Below are 17186 nucleotides of genomic sequence, written 5' to 3'. Positions count from 1 at the left end.
GGAAGGCTACTTCATACGCTATAACAAATGAGCATAGGGGGCTGGCGTTGTTTTCACAACGCCGGAGGATTGACCGGCGTTATCTTAACTGCCGCCAAGAACTGGAAACGCCATGAGTCAAGAACACCACACCGAAGATTACGCCGACATCCGCGACGCCGTCGCAAAACTCTGCGCGCAGTTCCCCGGCGAATATTGGCGCAAGCTTGATCGCGAGATGGCCTACCCCAAGGCCTTCGTCGACGCCTTGACCCAGGCCGGCTATCTCTCGGTGCTGATTCCCGAGGAATATGGCGGTGCGGGCCTGAAGCTGTCGGCCGCGGCGGCGATCCTGGAAGAGATCCAGCGCGCGGGCTGCAACGGCGGCGGCTGTCATGCCCAGATGTACACGATGGGCACCGTGCTCAGGCACGGCAATGCCGAGCAGAAGGCAAAATATCTGCCGAAGATCGCGAGCGGCGAGTTGCGCCTGCAGGCCTTCGGCGTCACCGAGCCGACCAGCGGCACCGACACCTCCTCGCTGAAGACCTTCGCGCGCAAGGAAGGCAACGACAGCTACATCGTCAACGGCCAGAAGATCTGGACCAGCCGCGCCGAGCATTCCGATTTGATGGTGCTGCTGGCACGCACCACGCCGAAAGAGCAGGCCAAGAAGCGCACCGATGGCCTGTCGGTCTTCATCGTCGACATGCGCGAGGCCAAGAACAATGGCCTCGAGATCCGCCCGATCCGCACCATGATGAATCACGCCACCACCGAAGTGTTCTTCACCGACATGAAGGTGCCGGCGGAGAATCTGATCGGCGAGGAAGGCAAGGGCTTCCGCTATATCCTCTCAGGCATGAATGCCGAGCGCATCCTGATCGCAGCCGAATGCGTCGGCGATGCCAAATGGTTCATTGCGAAGGCCACCAATTACGCCAAGGACCGCGCCGTGTTCGGTCGTCCGATCGGCCAGAATCAAGGCATCCAGTTCCCGATCGCCAAGGCCTACGCCTCGATGCGCGCGGCCGAGCTGATGGTGAAGGAAGCCACGCGCAAATACGAGGCCGGGCTCGATTGCGGCGCGGAGGCCAACATGGCCAAGATGCTGGCGGCGGACGCATCCTGGGAAGCGGCAAATGCCTGCATCCAGACCCATGGCGGCTTCGGCTTTGCCGAGGAATACGACGTCGAGCGCAAATTCCGCGAGACGCGGCTCTATCAGGTCGCGCCGATCTCGACCAACCTCGTGCTGTCCTTTGTCGCCGAGCACGTGCTCGGCATGCCGCGCTCATACTGAGGCCACGTCATGGGAGCACTGGACGGGATCAGGGTGATTGCGGTCGAGCAGGCGGTGGCGGCGCCGTTCTGCTCCTCGCGGCTGGCGGACGCCGGCGCTGAGGTGATCAAGATCGAGCGGCCCGAGGGCGATTTCGCCCGCGGCTATGACGCGGCGGCCAAGGGCCAGAGCAGCTATTTCGTCTGGCTCAACCGCGGCAAGCAATCCGCCGTGGTCGATCTCACGACCAAGGAAGGCCGCGCCGAGCTGGAAACGCTGATCGCAAATGCCGACGTGCTGATCCAGAACCTGAAGCCGGGCTCGATGGACAAGCTGGGATTCTCGCGCGAGCGGCTGCTGAAGGACTATCCGAAGCTGATCTCCTGCACCATCACCGGCTACGGCGACGAAGGCCCCTACGCGCACCGCAAGGCCTATGATCTGCTGATCCAGGCCGAGAGCGGGCTTGCCTCGATCACCGGCAACCCCGATGGCGCCTCGCGCGTCGGCATGTCGATCGTGGACGTCGCGACCGGCGCCACCGCGCATGCAGCGATTTTGGAGGCGCTGATCGCGCGCGGACGCACCGGCAAGGGCGCCGACATCCGCATCTCCATGTTCGACGTGATGGCGGACTGGTGCACTGTTCCGCTGCTCAACTCCGAGGCCGGCAACCCGCCGAAGCGCATGGGCCTGCGCCATCCCTCGATCGCACCCTATGGCGTGTTCACCTCCAGGGACGGCAAGGACATCCTGATCTCGATCCAGAGCGAGCGCGAGTGGAAGACGCTCTGCGCCAAGGTGCTCGATCAGCCCGACCTGCCCGCCGATCCCCGTGTCGCCAACATGGTCGAGCGCGTGCGCAACCGCGACTTCACGGACACGACGGTCGCAAATATCTTCGGCAAGATGACGCGCGACGAGCTCTTGAAGCGGCTGTCGGACGCCGACATCGCCTTTGCCGAGGTCAACACCATGGCCGACCTCACCAACCATCCGCATCTGCGCCGCATCGAGGTCGACACGCCGAACGGGCGCGTCAGCTATCCTGCGCCGGCGCCGATCATCGTCGGCGAGACGCGCAGCTATGGCGCCGTGCCGGCGATCGGCGATAAGCCAAAGTTCAAGAAGTAACAGAGCGAGGCGTCATGACCGAGAAGCTCGATATCGATCACTTGCGGCAATGGATCGGCCGCAGCACGGAGGCGACCGACATCGTCACCGCGCAGCTCGTCATGGGTTTGCGCGCGACGCTGTTCCAGGACGTCGGCGAACCCCGGAAGGGCGATGCCGCCCCGTTCACCGTGCATTGGTGCCTGGCCCAGCCGGTGTTTCCGATGTCGATGCTCGGGCCCGACGGCCACCCCACCCGCGGCGGCTTCCTGCCGCCGGTGCCGCTGCCGCGCCGGATGTGGGCCGGCGGCGAGATCGAGTTCCTGCAGCCGCTGCAGGTCGGCGATGAATCGACGCGGACCTCGCGCATCGCCGACGTACAGGTGAAATCAGGCTCGACCGGCACGCTGTGCTTCGTCTCGGTCGAGCACAGCATTTCCTCGCCGCGCGGCATCGCGATCCGCGAACGGCAGGACATCGTCTATCGCGAGATGACGAGCAGCGCACCCGCGAGCGGCAAGGCTCCACCTCCGCCGCCGAAGGCGCAGCACCGCGAGACCCATGTCTCCGATCCCGTGCTGCTGTTCCGCTATTCCGCCCTGACCTTCAACGGCCATCGCATTCATTACGACCGCGACTACGTCACCAAGGTCGAGGGCTATCCGGGCCTGATCTTCCACGGACCGTTGCAGGCCGCGCTGATCATCGAGATGGCGGCAAAGCTGCGCGGCGGCAAGGCGCCGAAGAAGTTCACCTATCGCGGGCTGCAGCCGCTGTTCGAGGGCGGCGAGTTCTCGGTGAATGCCAACGAGACCGAGGCTGGCATGGAGCTGTGGACTGCGAACGCGGAGGGGCAGCCGACGATGAAGGGGACGGCGGTTTGGTGATAAATACACCGTCATTCCGCGGTGATGCGAAGCATCGCGCCGGAATGACGGCTCAATAAAAGCATTCGGGGACGGAAACCATGGCCAAGAACGGCAAGACCGGCAGCAAGTCCGTCACCGTCAAGCAGGCGACGCTCGACCTGCTGCGTGCCTTCGGCATCACAAAAGTGTTCGGCAATCCCGGCTCGACCGAGCTGCCGTTCCTGTCCGACTGGCCCGGCGACATCGACTATGTGCTGGCGTTGCAGGAAGCCTCCGCCGTCGGCATGGCCGACGGCTACGCGCAGGCGACGCGCAATGCGGGCTTCGTCAATCTGCATTCGGCGGCCGGCGTCGGCAACGCGCTCGGCAACATCTACACCGCGCATCGCAACCAGACTCCGCTCGTGATCACCGCGGGCCAGCAGGCGCGCTCGATCCTGCCGCTGCAGGCGTTCCTCTATGCCGAGCGCGCCTCCGAGTTTCCGCGGCCTTATGTCAAATACAGCGTCGAGCCGGCGCGGCCCGAGGACGTGCCGGCCGCGATCGCGCGGGCCTATTACACCGCGATGCAGCCACCGTGCGGGCCGACCTTCGTGTCCATCCCGATCGACGACTGGGCGCATGCGACCGCGCCGGTGGATGCGCGCAAGGTCAGCCGCGAGATCGGGCCCGAGCCTGACGCCATGAAGGCGCTGGTCGCCGCGCTCGCCGGCGCAAAGCACCCTGCCCTCGTCGTCGGCCCCGGCGTGGATCGCGCCGGCGCTGTGGACCTGATGGTGCGCGTCGCAGAGAAGGCCAAGGCCAGCGTCTGGGTCAGCCCGTTCTCGGCGCGCTGCTCGTTCCCCGAGCGGCATCCGCAGTTCGCAGGGTTCTTGCACGCCTCGCCCGCGCAGCTCTCCGACGCGCTGCGCGAACACGATCTCGTCGTCGTGATCGGCGCGCCGGTGTTCACCTTCCATGTCGAGGGCCATGCCGCGATCTTCGACGGCGGCGCGACCATCTTCCAGATCACGGATGATGCGGATGCCGCCGCGGTAACCCCGGTCGGCACTAGCATCATCACCACGATGAAGCCGGCGCTGAGCCTGCTGCTCGAGCTGCTGCCCGAGAGCAAGCGCGCCGCGCCCAAGGGCCGCACGCTGCCGCCGGCGCCGCCAGCGGCCGATCCGCTGCCGGTCGAGTTCCTGCTGCACTCTCTGTCGCAGGCGATGCCGGAGGGTACGTCGGTCGTCGAGGAGGTTCCCTCGCATCGGCCGGCGATGCAAAAATTCATGCCGATGCCGGGCCAGGATTCCTTCTACACGATGGCCAGCGGCGGCCTCGGATATTCGCTGCCCGCTGCGGTCGGCATGGCGCTCGGCAAGCCGAAGCAGCGCACAATCTGTCTGATCGGCGACGGCTCGGCGATGTATTCGATCCAGGCGGTGTGGACCGCCGCACAGCGCAAGCTGCCGCTCACCATCGTCGTCATCAACAATTCCGGCTACGGCGCGATGCGCTCCTTCAGCCAGGTGATGCAGGTGCGCAACGTGCCCGGGCTGGAGCTGCCGGGCATCGATTTCGTGCGGCTCGCGGAGGGCATGGGCTGCCATGCAGTTCGGGTGACGAAGGCCGCGGAGCTCGGCGAAGCCCTCAAGCGCGGCTTGGCGCATGAAGGGACGAGCCTCGTCGAGGTCGTCGTGGATTCGGCGGTGCCGGTACTGTACGGGCAGAAGCATTGATCATGTCGTCGCGCTACGACGCCAGGAATCCCCCGTCCGCCGCCAGCACGTGCCCGACCACATAGGATGACGCATCCGAGGACAGCCACACCACGGCTTCCGCCACCTCCTCCGGGCTGCCCATGCGCCGTAGCGGCAATCCCGCGCTGACCGTTGCGACGTCGCCGACGCCGGCGCGCAGCATCATGTCGGTGACGACGCGGCCGGGCGCGATGGCGTTGATGCGGATGCCGCGCGGGGCGTTCTCCAGCGCCGCCGAGCGCGTCAGCGAGATCGCGGCCGCCTTCGAGGCCGAATAGAGCGAGAAGCCGGGATTGGGATTGCGCACGCCGCTCACCGAGGCATTGACCACGATGCTGCCGCGCCCCTGCGCGAGCATGACCGGCAATTGGTGGCGCAGGCACAGGAACAGCGCGCGGACATTGGTGTCGAACACGCTGTCGTAGATATCCGTGCCCTGCTCCTCCAGCGGTGCGCGGCGCTCCTGGAAGCCGGCATTGTTGAAGGCGACGTCGAGACGACCGCAACGTTCGATAGCGGTGCCGACGAGGCGTACGACCTCGTCCTCTCGGGTGATGTCGGTCTGACACGCGATTGCCTCCGCGCCAAGCTCGCGGCACGCTGCGGCGGTCGCCTCGATCTCGGCCTCGCGCCGGCCGGCGACGATGATCGCCGCGGCGCCCTCGGCGGCCATCCGCAGCGCGGTGGCGCGGCCGATGCCGCTGCCGCCGCCGGTGACCAGGCAGACCTTGCCCGTCATCCGCATTCCCGTCGGCAAGGCTCCGCTCATGGTCCACTCCAAAACCCTTGCGCGCACTGTTGCGCACATATAGTTGTATGATACAACTATATGCCGGGAGTCAAGGGATGGCCGAGCTTGCGCTGATCGACGACATTCGCGCCGCCTCGCGCCTGATGGTGCGCGAGCTCGGCTTCATGGATGCGACGGTGGCGGCATCGGACTATCCGCCGTCGGCCGTGCACACCATTTTGGAGATCGGCATCCGCGGCTCTATGACCTCGGGAGAGCTCGGCGATTTCCTGCGTCTGGAGAAGTCCAGCGTCAGCCGTCTGGTGCGCAAGCTGATCGACTGCGGCGAGCTGCGCGAGACGCCGGATGAGAATGATGCCCGCAGCAAGCGGCTGTCGCTGACGACGAAAGGCCGGCGCACGCTGGAGGCGCTGCACGCCTTCGGCCGCCAGCAGGTGCGCGGCGCGCTGGCGGCGCTGACGGAGGCGGAGCAGCGCAAGGTGCGCGAGGGGATGATGCTCTATGCGCGGGCGCTGCGGGCGAGCCGGATGGAGGATGAGGCGATCGCCTAACCACCGGTGCCGTCCCCGCGAACGCGGGGACCCATACCGCGTGATCTATCGATAAGCGGAGGTGCGTGTACCGCGGGAAGTAACACTACCAGTCTTCGCCCAACTTCTCTCTGGGGTTATGGGTCCCCGCGTTCGCGGGGACGACACCTGTTATGGGGCGACAGTGTGCCGGCAACTCCCCTATGCTACTTCCCGAACTCTTCCCGCATCCTGGCCTGGATCTTGGCCATGCCGCCGATCCAGCGGTCGTAATTCTCGGTCTTCTTGCGCATGTAGCCGAGCACCTGGGGGTGCGGCAGGATCAGGAAGGTCTCCTGCTCGAGGCCGGCGAGCACGTCCCTGGCGACCTGCTCGGGGGTGAGATCGCCGTCGCCGGATTGCGGGCCCTTCGGGATCGAGCGCAGCATGTTGGTGTCGACGCCCTGCGGGCAGAGGATCGAGACCTTGATGTTGTCCGCCTTGTGCGAGATCGCGAGATTCTCGGCAAAGCCGACCGCGGCGTGCTTGGTCGTCGAATAAGCGGGGCTGCCGACCTGCGACAACAGGCCCGCGGCCGAGATGGTGTTGAGGAAATAGCCGCCGCCGCGCGCCTTCATGCGGGGGACGAGATGCCGCGCCGCGTAGACGTGGGCCATGACGTGGATCGCCCAGCTGCGCTGCCACGGCTCGTCGGAGGCGCCGCCGGCATTGACCGACATCGGATCGAAGCCGCCGCCGATGCCGGCGTTCGAACAAAACAGATCAATGGGCCCGAACTGCCGCTCGGTCTCCTCGATGACGTGCACAATGTCCTTTTCCTGCGCGACGTCGCATTTGAAGGCCGCGCCATCCACCATGGCTGCGACCGCCCGCGCATTGGCGGCGTCCATGTCCGCGACGACGACCTTGGCCGCGCCCGCGTTGTAAAACGCCTCGCACAGCGCCTTGCCGATGCCGTTTGCGCCGCCCGTGACGACCACGACCTTGCCGGTCACCTGCATGCGACGTCTCCTCTCGTCTTATACCGCTTGAGACCGCGCCCGCTTGTTCCGCGGCGCGGAGCCTGCTCAGCTCAACACGAGGTCGAGCACCGCGGTATAATGGCACGCCGCGCCGGCCAAGACAAAGCCGTGCCAGATCGCGTTCTGGAAGCGCAGCCGCCGCCAGGCGTGGAAGATCACGCCAAAACTGTAGAGCAGCCCGCCAGCCAGGATGAGGCCCAGCACCACCGCGGGCAACGCCTGGACCACGGCGTCGTAGAGCATCACGCCGCTCCAACCCATCGCAAGGTAAATGCCGACCGAGACGCGGTCGAACCGGCCGGGATAGAACAGCTTCAGCACGATGCCTGTGATGGCGACGCACCAGACGCCGGCGAGCAGCACCAGCGCGAACCCGCTGTCCTTCACCTCCAGGATGAACGGCGTGTAGGTCGCCGCGATCAACAGATAGATCGCGGAATGATCGAACCGCCGCAGCAGCCATTTGGCCGGCGACACCGGCCAGAGATTATAGGTCGCCGACAGCACCAGCATCGAGAGCAGGCCGGCGACGTAGATCGAGACACCGACGACGTCGGTCGCATCGGCATAGATCGCCGTCAGCACCACCAGCACCGTCGCGGCAATGAGGCCGGAGAGCACGCCGATCGCGTGAATGATGCCGTCGGCAATGAGCTCGGCGCGGTCGTAGTGCCAGCCGATCACGTCGGCCGCGGCGTGGACAGAATTGGACGCAAGCTGTTTCAGTTGGAAGACGGTCATGGCAATCCGCAAAATGAGGTAATGCCCTCTTCTATGGGCGTTTCGGGACCGGCGCGTCGTTCAAACGGCTGATTTTCCGATAAAGACGGTGGAAGTATGGAGCTTGATTTTCCTCACGCAATTGCCACTTTTGTGATCGGTCTCACACATTTCCGCCCGCCCACGGTCCTTCAACGTTCACATGGCATTCAGTTTCCAGGATATGGTCGAAGAAGCGCGCTTGTCCGCGCAGGCGCTGATCGACTATGGCGAGCACTTCTTCAACCCGACGGTGCGGCTCGGGGTGACCGGCCTGTCGCGCGCCGGCAAGACCGTGTTCATCACTGCGCTGATCCACGGCCTCACACGCGGCGGCCGGTTTCCGGTGTTCGAGGCCTATGCCTCGGGCCGGATCGCGCGAGCGCATTTGGCGCCGCAGCCCGACGATGCCGTGCCGCGCTTTGCCTATGAGAGCCATCTGCGCGCACTGGTCGAGGAACGGCGCTGGCCGAACTCGACCGTCGACATCAGCGAGCTCCGCCTCGTCATCGACTATCAGCGCCCGAACGGCGCCGACCGCACGCTGACGCTCGACATCGTCGACTATCCCGGCGAATGGCTGCTCGACCTGCCGCTGCTGCAGAAGAGTTTCGAGCAATGGTCGGCGGAAAGTCTTGCGCTGTCGCGCGAGGCGCCGCGCGCGCATCTTGCGGGCGAATGGCACGCGCATCTCGCAACGCTCAAGCCCGACGCGCGCGAGGACGAGCAGGCAACGCTCACCGCCGCGAAGCTGTTCACCGATTATCTGCGCGCCTGCCGCGACGAGCGCTTCGCGATGAGCCTGCTGCCGCCCGGCCGCTTCCTGATGCCCGGCAATCTCGCAGGCTCCCCCGCGCTGACCTTTGCACCGCTCGACGTGCCCATCGGCAGGCAGGCGGGCGAGGGATCGCTGTGGGCGATGATGGTGCGCCGCTTCGAGGCCTACAAGGACGTCGTGGTGCGGCCGTTCTTCCGCGATCATTTCGCCCGGCTCGATCGCCAGATCGTGCTGGCAGACGCGCTGTCCGCGTTCAACTCCGGTCCCGAAGCGCTGCATGATCTCGAAGCCGCGCTCGCCGGCATTCTCGATTGCTTCAACATCGGCCGCAGCACGATCCTCTCCAGCCTGTTCCGGCCGCGCATCGACCGCATCCTGTTCGCGGCGACCAAGGCGGACCATCTGCATCATTCCAGCCACGACCGGCTCGAGGCCGTGCTGCGCCGCGCCGTCTCCGGCGCCGTCGCGCGCGCGGAGACGACCGGCGCTTCCATCGACGTGGTGGCGCTGGCCGCGGTGCGTGCCACGCGGGAGGCGCAGGTCGCGCGCGGCCGCGACAAACTACCGTCGATCCTGGGAACGCCGGCCGCGGGCGAAAGTGCCGGCGGCGAGTTCTTCGACGGCAATACGGAAGTGGCGACCTTTCCGGGCGACCTGCCGCTCGATCCCGAGCCGCTGTTCAACGGCCGTGATGCGTTCCGCGGCCTCTCCACCGAGACTGCCGGCAAGAGCGATTTCCGCTTCCTGCGCTTCCGTCCGCCAAGGCTCGAGCGCGAGGGACATAGCGAGCCCGCGCTGCCACACATCCGCCTCGACCGCGCCTTGCAGTTCCTGATCGGAGACAAGCTCGCATGAACGACCGATCCCCGCCGCGGCGGCCGGCGACGTTCCGGCTCGACGATCCAGGCGTCGTCGTCACCGAAGCCGACGAGACCAGCCGGCTCAGCCGCGCCACCATCCAGATCACGCCGGAGCACGATCCGCAGGCGCTTCCGGTGCCGATCGCGGCCGCGCTGCCGGCGCGGCGTGGCTTTCCCTGGGGCACGCTGTTCTGGTCTGGACTTGCCGGTCTGACGCTGCTCGGCACCGGGCTCGGCGTGGTCCATCTGGTCGAGGATCTGTTCGCCCGCAGCGAGACGCTTGGCTTCGTCGGCCTCGCCTTCGCCTCCGTCACCGCGCTGGCGCTGGCCGTCGTGATCGGGCGCGAGGCGTTCGGGCTCGCGCGCCTCGCAACGATCGAGAAGCTGCATGCGCGCGCAGCCGCCGTGCTAGTCAACGACGACCGCAAGGAGAGCCGCGTCATCGTGCAGGATCTGCTCAAGATCGCGCACCAGAACCCGCAGCTGGCGCGCGCCCGCGCCACGCTTGAGAGCCACACCGGCGAGATCATCGACGGCGCCGACATGATCCGGCTCGCCGAGCGCGAGCTGATGTCGCCGCTGGATGCAGAGGCGCGGCGTCTGGTGTCGTCTGCCGCGCAGAAAGTTTCGATCGTCACCGCCGTGAGCCCGCGTGCGGCGATCGACGTGCTGTTCGTGTTCGTCGCCGCGCTGCGCCTGATCCGCCAGCTCGCCTATCTCTACGGCGGCCGTCCCGGCGCGCTCGGCATGATCCGCCTGCTGCGCCACGTCATCGCCCATCTCGCCATCACCGGCGGCATGGCCGCGAGCGACAGCCTGGTGCAGCAGATGCTCGGCCATGGCATCGCGGCGAAGCTGTCGCAACGGCTCGGCGAAGGCGTGCTGAATGGATTGCTGACGGCGCGGCTGGGGCTGGCCGCGATCGACGTCACGCGGCCGTTGCCGTTCGCGGCGCTGCCGCCGCCGAAGCTGTCGGATCTGGCGAGCGATCTGCTGCGGAAGAAGGATGGGGAGGAGTAGCATCTCGCCACGCGCTCGCTGTCCCCTTTCTCCTTGTGGGAGAAGGGAAAGCGGAGTGTGCCGCTCTATCCGAGCGAACGCTCTTCAAACTCGCCCGCCAGCACCTTCCACTGGAACAGCGGCGAGTCCTTTGGCGGTGACAAGTCCGGGGTCCAGCCGGAAAGCTTTTCAATCGCGTAGGTGTCCATCACGAGGCCGCGCCACCGCCGTTCGACCTTACCGAGCTGTTCGCGTTTCGCCGGGATGTTCTCCCACAGCGACGACCGGTTGTCCGGCTCACGGCCGACATAGATGCCGGCGCGGCCCTTGATCCGGTCCATGCCGGGATCGGCAAAATCCTGGAAGCGGCCGCGCTCGTTGATCTCGATGACGGGCACGCGCCCCCTGAACAGCCAGCGCATCATGGCATAGGTGCGATAATCCGTGGTGGCGATCCAGGTCGCGCCGGTTTCGTCGAGTGCCGCCTGCGCGCGCGCGGCGACCTGCTCATAGCCGGCCTCGGCGCCGATCGGATCCATCTTGCCGAGGAGATTCCACGGCGCGACGACGTAATAGAGGAACACGATGACGACGAAGGCGATGCCGGTGGTGACGGCCGTCCTCGCCCAGAACAGCGACGATCTCAGCATGCGCGCCGACCAATTCTCCTTCATCATCGCTGCGAGGTTCACGGCGTCAGCGGCGAAGCCGACCGGCCACATGAACATCGGCCAGGTATCGCCGACCCGCAGCGTGGTCGACTTGAAGAGAAAATAGAGGAATGGCACCAGCACCGCCGTCGACAGCAGGATCGCGGCCGGCTCACGCGTGCGAGCACCTCGCCATGCCGTCAGCACCAGTCCGGTCAGCACCACCGGCAGCATGACGAAGCCGACCAGGCCAAATTGCAGGCCGATGTAGTCGCCAATCGTCCGCAGAGAGATTCCGTAATTGGCGGTGGCGCGCACGCCCTGGAAACGGAACGAGGCCCAATCGTGCTGCACGTTCCAGATCAGCACGGGCGAGAACACCAGGATTGCGACCAGCACGGCGAGATAAGGATACGGACTGCGCAGCCAGCGCCAGCGCCAATCCGGTACCAGCAGAAAGGCGGTAACCGCCGGCGCGAACATGATCGCCGTGAATTTCGACAGCATCGAGAGGCCGGCGAACAGGCCGGCTGCCAGCCACCAGCGTCCGTCGCCGCTCTGCGCCAGCCGTACCAGCGACCACATCATCGCCACCGCGAACGGGATCATGGCGACATCGGGCGCGACCTTGGCCATCAGCAGGCCGTAATAGAGCGCGGCCTCCGGCATCAGCACCGCGAGCACGATCGCGCGCACATCGTGGGCGAGGCGGCGGACGATGTCGGCCAGCAGCAGCTGCGTCAGCAGCATCGCGACGATCCCGCCGAAGCGGACCCCGAGCGGCGTGTCGCCGAAGATCGCGGTGCCGAAGCGGATCAGCCAGGCAATGCCCGGGGGGTGATCGAGGAAGCTGAGCGCGCCCTCCTTGGACCAGGTCCAGTAATAGGCTTCGTCTGTGCGCAACTCGATCGCGGAGGCGTAGACAATGCGCAGCAGCGTCATCGCGGCGATGACGAGCACGGCCATCAGGATGAGACGGCGGTCGGAGCCGCCGGGCTTCACGGAGATATCGGGAGCGATCGTCACGGCCGCGCTTTTCGCCAACCTGGGAGGGGGAGTCAATGCGGGGGCAGCACAGCGATGGGTATGGCGGGCGCCTTCACCCCCTACGGTTTCGTAACCTTGCGCGCATGTGATCCCGCCAGCTGTCCACCCCGGGAATTTAGCGCTACGCTGGCTGTTCTCCTTGGTGAACTGATACAACCGAATCATGGCCGCCACCGCATCTTCACGATTTTCCGAGCTTTCCCGCGCGACCAGCGTGCGGCAGGTGCGGCTCGTCTGCGGCTTGATCCTGTTCTCTTATGTGATCAGCCATTTCCTCAACCATGCGCTCGGCAACATCTCGGTCGAGGCCATGGAGGCCGGGGTCTATTACCACACCGCCTTCTGGCAGTTCCTGCCCGTCTCGATCGTGTTCTACTCCGCCGCGCTCACGCATATGGGCCTCGGCATCTACGCGCTGTACCAGCGCCGCCAGTTCCGCTGGCGGACGGTCGAGCCGCTGCAGCTCGTGCTGGGCTTGAGCATCCCTGCGCTGGTCATGGCGCACGTGGTCGGGGTGCGGCTCGGCTACACGCTGTACGATCACCAGAAGCTCTATCCGCAGGAGCTGTATCTGTTCTTCGTCGCCGCGCCCGGCCGGCTCTGGCAGATGACGATCCTGCTGCTCGTTGCCTGGGTGCACGGCTGCATCGGCATTTTCTTCTGGCTGCGCCTCAAGCCGTTCTTCACGCGCGCGGCGCCCTATCTGCTCGCCGCCGCCGTGCTGATCCCGACGCTGTCGCTGCTCGGCATCTATCAGGGCGGCCGCAACGTCGCGTACGAAGCCGATGACGGGGAATGGCGCACGCACAATCTCACGCGCCGCCAGGTCGGCACCACGGCCGAGGCCGCGACGCTCGATCGCATCACCGGCGCCTTCACCATGACCTATATCGGGCTGCTGGGCCTGGCGCTGGCAGCGCGCGGCGTGCGCGCCTGGCGCGAGCGGCGCGGCGGCATGATCGCGCTGTCCTATGGCAACGGCAAGACCGTGCGGGTCCCCAGGGGCCTTTCCGTGCTCGAAGCGAGCCTGCGCCACAATATGCCCCATGCCAGCGTCTGCGGCGGCCGCGCCCGCTGCTCGACCTGCCGCATCCGCGTCATCGGCGATCATGCCACCCTACCCGAGCCGTCGCAGCGGGAGGCCTTCGTGCTGACCCGCGTCGGCACCAACGATCCCTCGATCCGGCTGGCCTGCCAGTTGCGGCCGACGTCGGATCTCTCCTTCTTCCAGCTCTTCACCCCGCAAACGTCGTCGGCGAGCGCGCACGCCTCGGCCCCGGCGAGCATCGGCCAGGAGCGCTATCTCGTCAGCCTTTTCGTGGACATGCGCGGCTCGACGCAGCTTGCCGAAAAGCGGCTGCCGTTCGACACCGTGTTCATCGTCAACCGCTTCCTCGGCGCGGTGTCGCAGGCCGTGATCGAGAATGGCGGCCAGCCGAACCAGTTCGTCGGCGACGGCATGCTGGCGCTGTTCGGGCTGACGGCCGACCCGCAAACCGCCTGCCGGCAGGCGCTGAAGGCGGCAAGCGGCATCGCCATCCATATCGACGAGCTGAACCAGCTCCTGAGCCATGATCTGCGCCAGCCGATCCGCTTCGGCATCGGCATTCACGGCGGCGAGGTCATCATCGGCGACATCGGCTATCGCGATCACATCGTCTTCACGGCGCTCGGCGACGCCGTCAACGTCGCCGCCCGCCTACAGGACATGACCAAGACGCTGGCCTGCGAGGCGATCGTCTCGGACGAAATCCGAAGCACGGCGGGCCTCGCCGACGATGCGTTGCCGCACCAGGAGGTCGCGATCCGCGGCCGCGACGAGCCGATGGCGGTGCGCGTGGTGGCGGATGCGCGGGAGCTGGCGGCGCTGGTCGACCGCAGCGAGCGCGTCGCGGCGTGATGTCCGCCTCTCCCCGCCTGCGGAGAGAGGCCGACGCGCGCAGCGCGGCGGGTGGGGAGGACTCTCCGCGAGTCCAACTGCTTACTCCCTTGCGGAGACCCCCCTCACCCCAACCCTCTCCCCGCAAGCGGGGCGAGGGAGCACACTGCCGTCGCGGCTACGCTTTCGTTCTGTCTCGTCACGGGCGTAACACCGGCCTGCTGCAACGCAGCGGCATGGGCCTGCTGCGAAAGCACGAATTGACTTCGCCGGGATCGTTGCGACAGATGAGCGTGGGTCGGCGGTGATGACCGCAGGCCGAAGAAAAGCTCCGGGAGGGGACGAGAATGTTCGACCGACGCGACCTGCTCAAAGGAGCGGGGCTTGCCGCCATGGCGGCCGCACTGAATTCAACCAAGGCATTGGCCCTCGACACCGTCACGTTGCCCTTTGCCAATGGCGAACGACCGCTGGTGAAATATCCGCAGAAGCGGCCGATGATCGGCCTGACCAGCCGGCCGCCGCAGCTCGAGACGCCGTTTGCGATCTTCAACGACGGCCCGATCACGCCGAACAACGCCTTCTTCGTGCGCTATCACCTCTCCGACCTGCCCTACAATCTCGATCCCGACAAATTCACGCTCGAGGTCAAGGGCAAGGTCGGCAAGCCGCTCAAGCTGTCGCTGAAGGACATCCGGAAGATGAAGGCGACGGAGATCGTCGCCGTCGCGCAGTGCTCCGGCAACAGCCGCGGCTTCTTCGAGCCGCGCGTCGCGGGCGGCCAGCTCGCCAACGGCGCCATGGGCTGCGCGCGCTGGCGCGGCGTGCCGCTGAAGGCAGTGCTGGAGATGGCCGGCGTGCAGAGCGGCGCCAAGCAGGTCACGTTCAACGGCATGGACGGCCCGGTCAGCGACAAGACGCCTGACTTCATCAAGGCGCTCGACATCGACCACGCCCGGGACGGCGAGGTGATGCTGGCCTACGGCATGAACGGCGAGGACTTGCCGTTCCTCAACGGCTTTCCGCTGCGCCTGATCGTGCCCGGCTATTACGGCACCTACTGGGTCAAGCATCTCAACGAGATCAACGTCGTCGACAACGTCTATGACGGCTTCTGGATGAAGTCGGCCTATCGCATTCCCGATACACCCGACCATTCGATCGAGCCGGGCACCGCGCCGAAGGCGACGATCCCGATCAATCGCTTCACCATCCGCTCCTTCATCACCAGCGTGCCTGACGGCGCCAGGCTGAAGGCCGGCGCTGTGACCCTGCGTGGCATCGCCTTCGACGGCGGCAAGGGCATCAAGGAGGTCCAGGTCTCCACCGACGGCGGCAAGAGCTGGGTGAACGCCAAGCTCGGCAAGGATCTCGGCAAATACGCCTTCCGCGAATGGAAGCTGCCGGTGAAGCTCGCGGCGGGCAGCGTTGAGCTCAAGGTGCGCGCCACCGGCAATGGCGGCGAGACGCAGCCGGACACGCCACGCTGGAACCCGGCGGGTTATCTACGCAACGTCGTTGAAACCACCCGCGTGACCGTGGCCTGAGGGAGAATGATCATGCAGCGCACCGTTCTCCTCGCCGTCTCGCTCGGCCTCGCCGCTTGGGTGGGTTCGGCACTGGCCGCGCCGGTCAATTACAAGACCCCTGACGAGGTCGCGGCATTCAAGCCGGGCCCCGATCTCGAAGTCGTCAAAGGCAATTGCAGCGCCTGCCACTCGGCGGACTACATCAAGACGCAGCCGCCAATGAAGGACAAGAAGGGCTTCTGGCAGGCCGAGGTGACCAAGATGATCAAGGTCTATGGCGCGCCGATCGACGATGCCGATGTCGGCAAGATCGTCGATTACCTGGCCGCGACGTATTGACCGACGGCGCGCGGCCTTCCGGCCAATTGACCGCGAAACGGGCAAAACCGGCAAAAGCGCCGCGAAGTTGAGCGGAATTCGGCGAAATGCCGATGTGGTTAGAGCTACCAAGCCCGCCACATTCCGCGTATCCTGTTAGGACCGAACCGGCCGGTTGGCGGGGACTGGCGGTTCGCGATCTCGGAGGAAGACCCGCGGAGAAGTCGTGATGGCTAAAGGTACGGTCAAGTGGTTCAACCCGACGAAGGGTTATGGATTTATCCAGCCTGCGTCGGGTGGCAAGGATGTGTTCGTGCATATCTCGGCAGTGCAGAAAGCCGGTCTGTCGACCCTGAACGAGGGACAGACGGTGGAATACGAAGAGATCGCAAACCGGGGCAAGACTTCCGCAGAGAACCTCAAAGTATAAGCCCGCCAGCCTTTGCTGCCTCCCGGAGCACATTCCGGGAGCGGGCCAAGAAAATTTCAGAAGACGGCCAGTGCATTCGACGACAGGCGTTGCGATTGCACGAGGATAGCTATTTTTCCTGAGAAGACCGCTTGTTCAACGCCGCAGCAATGACAATCGCGACGACATGTCGTCAGCCCACCGGAAACGGTGCGTCGCGCTTGATCTCTTCCATCACCGCATAGGTCCGCGTCTCGCGCACGCCCGGCATCGACAGCAGAGTCTCGCCGAGAAAGCGTCGATACGCCGCCATGTCGGCAAGCCGCGCCTTCACAAGATAGTCGAAGCCGCCGGCAACCATGTGACACTCCAGCACCTCGGGCGCGAGTTTCACCGCACGCGCAAACCGCTCGAAATTGTCGGGCGTGGTCTTGTCCAGCAGCACTTCGACGAACACGAGCAGGCCGAGGCCCAGGCGATGCGGGTTGAGCCGCGCGCCATAGCCTTCGACAAAACCCTCGCGCTGCAGGCGCTTCAGCCGCTCGCCGATCGAGGTCGGCGACAGCCCGATGCGCTCGGCGAGCTCGACATTGGCGATCCGCCCATCCTCCTGCAAAATCGAGAGGATTTTCCGGTCGATTCGATCGAGTTCCATATCTTATGAGGCCAA

16 protein-coding genes are annotated in these 17186 nt (G+C 65.8%); 11 read left to right on the top strand and 5 right to left on the bottom strand.

The annotated features are described in order from the left end of the window. Positions 1-112: 112 nt before the first annotated feature. The 4 genes from XH83_RS06820 (at position 113) to mdlC (ending at position 4964) form a co-directional block, all read left to right on the top strand. Complete coding sequence (locus XH83_RS06820) at positions 113-1282, top strand: acyl-CoA dehydrogenase family protein (protein WP_194406263.1); 1170 nt, start codon at positions 113-115, stop codon at positions 1280-1282. A gap of 9 nt (positions 1283-1291) precedes the next feature. After that, complete coding sequence (locus tag XH83_RS06815) at positions 1292-2395, top strand: CaiB/BaiF CoA-transferase family protein (RefSeq protein WP_194406262.1); 1104 nt, start codon at positions 1292-1294, stop codon at positions 2393-2395. 14 nt (positions 2396-2409) lie between these two features. Next, positions 2410-3261 (top strand): MaoC family dehydratase N-terminal domain-containing protein, encoded by an 852-nt coding sequence (locus XH83_RS06810; protein WP_194406261.1) that lies wholly within the window; start codon positions 2410-2412, stop codon positions 3259-3261. A gap of 80 nt (positions 3262-3341) precedes the next feature. Further along, on the top strand, positions 3342-4964 hold the full coding sequence (gene mdlC, locus XH83_RS06805; protein ID WP_194406260.1) for a benzoylformate decarboxylase: 1623 nt from the start codon (positions 3342-3344) through the stop codon (positions 4962-4964). 13 nt (positions 4965-4977) lie between these two features. On the opposite strand, the gene XH83_RS06800 is transcribed toward mdlC, so the two are convergent. Further along, positions 4978-5754, bottom strand: a complete 777-nt coding sequence (locus tag XH83_RS06800) for an SDR family NAD(P)-dependent oxidoreductase (RefSeq protein ID WP_194406259.1) — start codon at positions 5752-5754, stop codon at positions 4978-4980. Positions 5755-5831: 77 nt separating this feature from the next. Here XH83_RS06800 and XH83_RS06795 point away from each other — a divergent pair, with 77 nt between their 5' ends. Beyond that, positions 5832-6287: a MarR family winged helix-turn-helix transcriptional regulator gene (locus XH83_RS06795; protein WP_194406258.1), complete on the top strand. Its 456-nt coding sequence runs from the start codon at positions 5832-5834 to the stop codon at positions 6285-6287. Positions 6288-6472: 185 nt separating this feature from the next. On the opposite strand, the gene XH83_RS06790 is transcribed toward XH83_RS06795, so the two are convergent. Both XH83_RS06790 and XH83_RS06785 read right to left on the bottom strand, forming a co-directional pair. Further along, positions 6473-7267 (bottom strand): SDR family oxidoreductase, encoded by a 795-nt coding sequence (locus XH83_RS06790; RefSeq protein ID WP_194406257.1) that lies wholly within the window; start codon positions 7265-7267, stop codon positions 6473-6475. 66 nt (positions 7268-7333) lie between these two features. Further along, positions 7334-8029 (bottom strand): hemolysin III family protein, encoded by a 696-nt coding sequence (locus tag XH83_RS06785; protein ID WP_194406256.1) that lies wholly within the window; start codon positions 8027-8029, stop codon positions 7334-7336. 181 nt (positions 8030-8210) lie between these two features. Here XH83_RS06785 and XH83_RS06780 point away from each other — a divergent pair, with 181 nt between their 5' ends. Next, positions 8211-9680 carry a YcjX family protein gene (locus XH83_RS06780; protein ID WP_194406255.1) on the top strand — a complete coding sequence of 490 codons (1470 nt, stop codon included), beginning with the start codon at positions 8211-8213 and terminating at the stop codon, positions 9678-9680. Continuing rightward, positions 9677-10705 carry a YcjF family protein gene (locus tag XH83_RS06775; protein WP_194406254.1) on the top strand — a complete coding sequence of 343 codons (1029 nt, stop codon included), beginning with the start codon at positions 9677-9679 and terminating at the stop codon, positions 10703-10705. Before XH83_RS06780 ends, XH83_RS06775 begins: the two co-directional genes overlap by 4 nt. Positions 10706-10770: 65 nt before the next feature. On the opposite strand, the gene XH83_RS06770 is transcribed toward XH83_RS06775, so the two are convergent. Further along, positions 10771-12300, bottom strand: a complete 1530-nt coding sequence (locus XH83_RS06770; RefSeq protein ID WP_194408184.1) for a glycosyltransferase family 39 protein — start codon at positions 12298-12300, stop codon at positions 10771-10773. A gap of 244 nt (positions 12301-12544) precedes the next feature. Between XH83_RS06770 and XH83_RS06765 the strand changes: the two genes are divergently transcribed. From XH83_RS06765 to XH83_RS06750, 4 genes are all read left to right on the top strand, one after another. Continuing rightward, positions 12545-14281: an adenylate/guanylate cyclase domain-containing protein gene (locus tag XH83_RS06765; protein ID WP_194406253.1), complete on the top strand. Its 1737-nt coding sequence runs from the start codon at positions 12545-12547 to the stop codon at positions 14279-14281. Between the two features lie 326 nt (positions 14282-14607). Then, the gene (locus XH83_RS06760; protein WP_194406252.1) at positions 14608-15807 is read left to right on the top strand and encodes a molybdopterin-dependent oxidoreductase; all 1200 of its coding nucleotides are present in this window, start codon (positions 14608-14610) and stop codon (positions 15805-15807) included. A 12-nt stretch (positions 15808-15819) separates the two neighbouring features. Further along, a complete protein-coding gene (locus XH83_RS06755; protein WP_194406251.1) occupies positions 15820-16128 on the top strand; it encodes a cytochrome c in 309 nt (102 codons plus the stop codon). A gap of 208 nt (positions 16129-16336) precedes the next feature. Next, positions 16337-16537: a cold-shock protein gene (locus XH83_RS06750; RefSeq protein WP_008563500.1), complete on the top strand. Its 201-nt coding sequence runs from the start codon at positions 16337-16339 to the stop codon at positions 16535-16537. Between the two features lie 172 nt (positions 16538-16709). On the opposite strand, the gene XH83_RS06745 is transcribed toward XH83_RS06750, so the two are convergent. After that, a complete protein-coding gene (locus tag XH83_RS06745) occupies positions 16710-17171 on the bottom strand; it encodes an Lrp/AsnC ligand binding domain-containing protein (RefSeq protein ID WP_194406250.1) in 462 nt (153 codons plus the stop codon). Positions 17172-17186 lie beyond the last annotated feature (15 nt).

The sequence above is a fragment of the Bradyrhizobium sp. CCBAU 53351 genome (assembly GCF_015291745.1).
GTDB lineage: Bacteria > Pseudomonadota > Alphaproteobacteria > Rhizobiales > Xanthobacteraceae > Bradyrhizobium.
Note: the sequence above shows the minus strand (reverse complement) of the source record. Positions and strands in the feature narration are given on the sequence as shown.

What these genes read in the sequence shown, in the direction of transcription:
- XH83_RS06785 (WP_194406256.1), bottom strand. Translation starts at nt 8,029, where the DNA reads ATGACCGTCTTCCAACTGAAACAGCTTGCGTCCAATTCTGTCCACGCC.
- XH83_RS06780 (WP_194406255.1), top strand. Translation starts at nt 8,211, where the DNA reads ATGGCATTCAGTTTCCAGGATATGGTCGAAGAAGCGCGCTTGTCCGCG.
- XH83_RS06755 (WP_194406251.1), top strand. Translation starts at nt 15,820, where the DNA reads ATGCAGCGCACCGTTCTCCTCGCCGTCTCGCTCGGCCTCGCCGCTTGG.
- XH83_RS06765 (WP_194406253.1), top strand. Translation starts at nt 12,545, where the DNA reads ATGGCCGCCACCGCATCTTCACGATTTTCCGAGCTTTCCCGCGCGACC.
- XH83_RS06800 (WP_194406259.1), bottom strand. Translation starts at nt 5,754, where the DNA reads ATGAGCGGAGCCTTGCCGACGGGAATGCGGATGACGGGCAAGGTCTGC.
- XH83_RS06815 (WP_194406262.1), top strand. Translation starts at nt 1,292, where the DNA reads ATGGGAGCACTGGACGGGATCAGGGTGATTGCGGTCGAGCAGGCGGTG.
- XH83_RS06770 (WP_194408184.1), bottom strand. Translation starts at nt 12,300, where the DNA reads ATGGCCGTGCTCGTCATCGCCGCGATGACGCTGCTGCGCATTGTCTAC.
- XH83_RS06795 (WP_194406258.1), top strand. Translation starts at nt 5,832, where the DNA reads ATGGCCGAGCTTGCGCTGATCGACGACATTCGCGCCGCCTCGCGCCTG.
- mdlC (WP_194406260.1), top strand. Translation starts at nt 3,342, where the DNA reads ATGGCCAAGAACGGCAAGACCGGCAGCAAGTCCGTCACCGTCAAGCAG.
- XH83_RS06790 (WP_194406257.1), bottom strand. Translation starts at nt 7,267, where the DNA reads ATGCAGGTGACCGGCAAGGTCGTGGTCGTCACGGGCGGCGCAAACGGC.
- XH83_RS06750 (WP_008563500.1), top strand. Translation starts at nt 16,337, where the DNA reads ATGGCTAAAGGTACGGTCAAGTGGTTCAACCCGACGAAGGGTTATGGA.
- XH83_RS06760 (WP_194406252.1), top strand. Translation starts at nt 14,608, where the DNA reads ATGTTCGACCGACGCGACCTGCTCAAAGGAGCGGGGCTTGCCGCCATG.
- XH83_RS06810 (WP_194406261.1), top strand. Translation starts at nt 2,410, where the DNA reads ATGACCGAGAAGCTCGATATCGATCACTTGCGGCAATGGATCGGCCGC.
- XH83_RS06775 (WP_194406254.1), top strand. Translation starts at nt 9,677, where the DNA reads ATGAACGACCGATCCCCGCCGCGGCGGCCGGCGACGTTCCGGCTCGAC.
- XH83_RS06745 (WP_194406250.1), bottom strand. Translation starts at nt 17,171, where the DNA reads ATGGAACTCGATCGAATCGACCGGAAAATCCTCTCGATTTTGCAGGAG.
- XH83_RS06820 (WP_194406263.1), top strand. Translation starts at nt 113, where the DNA reads ATGAGTCAAGAACACCACACCGAAGATTACGCCGACATCCGCGACGCC.